The sequence below is a fragment of the Azotobacter bryophylli genome (assembly GCF_042643485.1).
GTDB classification, from domain to species: domain Bacteria; phylum Pseudomonadota; class Gammaproteobacteria; order Pseudomonadales; family Pseudomonadaceae; genus Azotobacter; species Azotobacter bryophylli.
Genome location: NZ_JBHRSJ010000011.1, coordinates 1 through 3,902, shown reverse-complemented (window position 1 = coordinate 3,902; position 3,902 = coordinate 1). Strand labels below are relative to the sequence as shown.

The window sequence follows — 3,902 nt, the reverse complement described above, 5'->3', positions numbered from 1 at the left end:
ACCTTGACGATGCCGCGCTCGACACGACCGGTCACCACGGTGCCACGGCCGGAAATGGAGAACACGTCTTCGATCGGCATCAGGAACGGCTGATCCACGGCACGAACCGGCTCAGGGATATAGCTATCCAGAGTCTCGACCAGCTTGCGCACAGCGGAAACACCGATACCGTTGTCGTCCTTGCCTTCCAGCGCCATCAGCGCGGAGCCGATGACGATCGGGGTGTCGTCGCCCGGGAAGTCGTAGGTGGACAGCAGATCGCGAACTTCCATTTCGACCAGCTCGAGCAGCTCAGCATCGTCCACCATGTCGGCCTTGTTCAGGAACACGACGATGTAGGGAACACCCACCTGACGGGACAGCAGGATGTGCTCGCGGGTTTGCGGCATGGGACCGTCGGCAGCCGAGCAAACCAGGATGGCGCCATCCATTTGAGCAGCACCGGTGATCATGTTTTTCACATAGTCAGCGTGACCGGGGCAGTCCACGTGAGCGTAGTGACGGATCGCCGAGTCGTATTCTACGTGCGAGGTATTGATGGTGATACCACGAGCCTTCTCTTCCGGCGCATTGTCGATCTGGTCGAAGGCGCGAGCGGCACCACCCCAGGTCTCAGCGCAAACCTTGGTCAGAGCGGCAGTCAGAGTGGTCTTGCCATGGTCTACGTGACCGATGGTGCCAACGTTGACGTGCGGTTTGTTACGTTCGAATTTTTCCTTAGCCATCGCGGACCGCCCTATCGTGGATACCAAACCAATCTATTACCCATTAAAATAAAGGCAGATATTTACATATCTGCCTTTATATATGGAGCTCATGAGCGGATTTGAACCGCTGACCTCACCCTTACCAAGGGTGTGCTCTACCAGCTGAGCTACATGAGCAAATCTCTCAAAGCAAAACAAAAGCTGGAGCGGGTAGCGGGAATCGAACCCGCATCATCAGCTTGGAAGGCTGAGGTTCTACCACTGAACTATACCCGCAGAGCCTACAGCTCATGCTTTTAATCTGGTGGAGGGGGAAGGATTCGAACCTTCGAAGTCTAAGACGTCAGATTTACAGTCTGATCCCTTTGGCCACTCGGGAACCCCTCCAGAAGTGGGGCGCATTATTAACGCACACCACACGACTGTCAACCCTTTTCTCTTTTAAAATCAGAGATTAGCTAGCCCAACAACATCTAGCAGTAAGCCCGACAGCTCACGCGAACGCGAGACTACTTAAATGACTCTCCGTTTGTAACATCCCCGCATGCTTTCTGCTCGTGCCTTAGCCCAGGAAAGGAAAGAGACAGTCTCTTCAGAAGCTCGTCATCTACCAGTCGATTGCTTTCAAGAGCAATCCGCGCCCAATACTCGCGGTGCGCTCTCGGCAACTCACGCATGGCAGGTTGGTACCCTGCGTCACGCAGCCGCTGCATGACATTCCCGGCTGAATCACTATTGGGAAAAATGCCTAACGAGACGCCATTGACCAGGTCTCCTTGGGTAATGATATAGCCGTCTATCTTTCTCGCTTGAAGCTCCTTCAGTAGCCTTAATGAGGCCTGTCGAGAAGCCAAAGGCGGTAGGTACAGCCAATAATCCGTAGCAACGGTACTATCCACCTCCTCTATATCCGCCTGGATATCCAGGCTCAACAGCCGCTGCTCAAGTTGCCTCACCGATTCCTCTCGCACCATACCACCCACATACAGACAGACATCCCCAGTTGGCAGGGCAACTGGATCGCTCTCTCTGTATGCCCCCCTATCGCTAACTAAACGAATACTCTCATGCGTCTCTGGATATTTCTCCAGCATAAGCACATTGCTCGATTGCGCTGAAGCATTTAAGTGACTCCAACCGTAATAGAGCGAATTTAATACGAGCAACAGGAGAAACACCCAACGCATATAGGACCTCAGGGGATGGGGCAAGCGATAGCCAAACCGATGAAAATCAAATCAGGGACAAAACGTGCCCCTGATAGCATTTCCTTTACTAGAGCGGCATCACCACCAGTAACGAACACGTCGAAATCATCTCCCAAGTACTCGGTGGCCAGCGCTAGCTGGGCATCCATAAACCCACGCAGCATCAGCAGGCATCCACGCTCCACAGCTTCAGCCGTGGCCCGCCCAGGCCCCATATCCTTGATCACTTCTTTCACCATGGCATCGTTGTAACGAATGCGCCTTGTATGCTCGCGCAGTTGGCTACGAAGAAGAGGCAAACCTGGACAGATATATCCCCCCTGGTGTACGCCATCCGCCGACACGAAATCCGACGTGACTGCTGTGCCTAGATCAAGAACCAAGCAGGCTTTCCGTGCAAGACTATACGCCCCCACCATGGCGAGCCAGCGATCTAGGCCTAGGGCCGAGAAGTCGTCATATCCGTTCCTGATTCCGGCTAAGGCACGCGCAGGTTGAGCACATTGCACCTCGACCCCCAAGTTTTGGGCGAGTAGCTCACGCAGTTGAGCAGTCTCTTCATCGCTACGCACACTGACTAGCCGCCCGCGCCGCAAGCTGATCGTCCGCCCTATCTCGTCTAATGCCGATATGAGCTCCTCATTTGAGGCAGCAATCCCCATCGAGCATATAACTGACTTCGCGCCATCAACTACTCGCCACTTAATGAAGCTGTTTCCACAGTCAAGCTCAACAATCATCGAATCCCCTCAAGCTGAGCTCTCCGCCACTAAATATCCGCTCCTCCCCATTTACGCACAAGCGCAGACCGCCCTGGCTATCAACCCCCAGCACCTGCCCTCTTACTTGATGAGAACCAGCGATCAAACCGACGTCCCGACCTTGCCATATATGATTCGCCTCCCACTCCTCTTGAAAAACGGAAAACCCCTGATCCGCATGAAGGCTCAGGTAGTCAAATAATCGCCGGTTTAATTCGCTTACCAATTCGTTACGATCAACTAATCGATTTAACTCCAGCTGCATTGACGTCCAAGGCTGATCAATCTCCCCCGCATCAATCATGTTCACGTTAATGCCAATACCGATAACCACATGGCATACATCAGCTGGATCACCAGTTAACTCTAAAAGAATTCCAGCAATCTTTTTCCCCCGAACCTGGATATCATTTGGCCATTTAAGGCCAGCATCCCAGAGGCCTAATGCTCGTAACGCCTGCAGCGTCGCGAGTCCAACAACAAGACTTAGGCCTTCCAATCGCCTCGCACTGCTTTCAATGCGCAAGGCCAAACTGTAATAGATATTCTCAGCAAATGGGCTTAGCCAGTTCCGCCCTCGACGCCCCCGTCCAGCAGTCTGTCGCTCGGAAAGTACCACCAACGGAAGACTCTGCCCCCCCATCAGGAGCCGCATTGCCTCTGCGTTTGTGGAATCAACAGTTTCTCTGAGATGAAGAGACCACCCCCCCGGGAGCAGGATGCCCCCAGCCTCTAGCAAAGCTATGGGCTTAGCAAGTTGATAACCCCTTCCACGCACTTTATGTATTGACACTCCCATCTCAGACTCAAGGCGCTGCAATTGCTTCCATACAGCACTACGGCTCACACCAAGTGCATTCCCTAAATCTTGCCCTGAATGAAAGCAACCATCTTGCAGGAGCCTTAATAAAGTCAACATCACGGAGCCCACCTCTAAGCCAAGCAGGAATCATAGCCATACCATGCAGGAATGCCTAGAAAATGGAGCTGAAGCAAAGCCCCATCGGGCGAGCCGGAGCGGGCGTCGCGAGACGCTCCTCGGCGGCGAGCGCTGCACCCCTTTTTCCCGGCGCAAAGACGAACCCCCGACCGGCAGGTGCCAGTCGGGGGTTCGGGATAGGTGCTTGACGATGACCTACTCTCACATGGGGAAACCCCACACTACCATCGGCGATGCGTCGTTTCACTGCTGAGTTCGGGATGGGATCAGGTGGTTCCAACGCTCT

The 3,902-nt window shown here is 53.8% G+C and carries 4 protein-coding genes, 3 tRNA genes and 1 rRNA gene; all 8 read right to left on the bottom strand.

Features of this window, described 5'->3' with window-relative positions; genetic code table 11:
• Window positions 1-725 (bottom strand): elongation factor Tu (locus ACFOJE_RS05860; RefSeq protein WP_377813354.1); only part of this gene is annotated, 725 nt, incomplete at its 3' end.
• Between the two features lie 83 nt (window positions 726-808).
• Window positions 809-884 (bottom strand) — tRNA-Thr (locus tag ACFOJE_RS05855).
• A 25-nt stretch (window positions 885-909) separates the two neighbouring features.
• Window positions 910-983, bottom strand: a tRNA-Gly gene (locus tag ACFOJE_RS05850).
• A 26-nt stretch (window positions 984-1,009) separates the two neighbouring features.
• Window positions 1,010-1,094: transfer RNA gene (locus tag ACFOJE_RS05845), tRNA-Tyr, on the bottom strand.
• 122 nt (window positions 1,095-1,216) lie between these two features.
• Window positions 1,217-1,894: an SPOR domain-containing protein gene (locus tag ACFOJE_RS05840; protein WP_377813353.1), complete on the bottom strand. Its 678-nt coding sequence runs from the start codon at window positions 1,892-1,894 to the stop codon at window positions 1,217-1,219.
• An 8-nt stretch (window positions 1,895-1,902) separates the two neighbouring features.
• The gene (locus ACFOJE_RS05835; protein ID WP_377813352.1) at window positions 1,903-2,655 is read right to left on the bottom strand and encodes a pantothenate kinase; all 753 of its coding nucleotides are present in this window, start codon (window positions 2,653-2,655) and stop codon (window positions 1,903-1,905) included.
• Window positions 2,645-3,595, bottom strand: coding sequence for a bifunctional biotin--[acetyl-CoA-carboxylase] ligase/biotin operon repressor BirA (birA, locus tag ACFOJE_RS05830; RefSeq protein ID WP_377813414.1), 951 nt, complete (start codon window positions 3,593-3,595; stop codon window positions 2,645-2,647). The genes ACFOJE_RS05835 and birA overlap by 11 nt, the downstream gene beginning before the upstream one ends.
• 203 nt (window positions 3,596-3,798) lie before the next feature.
• Window positions 3,799-3,902, bottom strand: a 5S ribosomal RNA gene (gene rrf, locus ACFOJE_RS05825); the annotation flags it as partial.